Genomic DNA, 395 nt, shown 5'->3' on the forward strand with positions numbered 1-395 from the left:
GTCAGGCTCTGGACGACGCCGAGATTGAAGGCGTAGGTTTCGTAGGCGTGCCACAGGCGGCTGAGTCTTGTCTCGGCATCCGGGTTGCTTTGCGTACGCAACAACTCGGCCTGTTTGAGTAGCGCAGCTTCAAGCCCCTCCATCTGCATCCGACCCGCTGGCATGATATGAATCAGAAACTCGATTTTGGCCAATTCATCGAATAGCGGCTGGTTGTAAAACGGCAGTTCGACAAACTGGCGAGGCTCGAATAGCGCATCAGACTTCTCCAGAGCAACGTTCCAGACCGCGCTGATTATTTTTTCATCAGCTTGAAAACCTTGAATTTTAAGACGTTCAGCCATAGCAGCGAGCCCGGCCAGGATCTTCTGGTCACCCTGCGCGCCCTCCAGACC

The 395-nt window shown here is 54.4% G+C and carries 1 pseudogene; it reads right to left on the reverse strand.

The features are described 5' to 3' along the window. Positions 1-395: pseudogene (locus EE949_RS11945) on the reverse strand (glycosyl transferase family 2); the annotation flags it as partial.

The organism is Pseudomonas viridiflava (genome assembly GCF_900602065.1).
In the GTDB taxonomy this organism is placed as follows: domain Bacteria; phylum Pseudomonadota; class Gammaproteobacteria; order Pseudomonadales; family Pseudomonadaceae; genus Aquipseudomonas.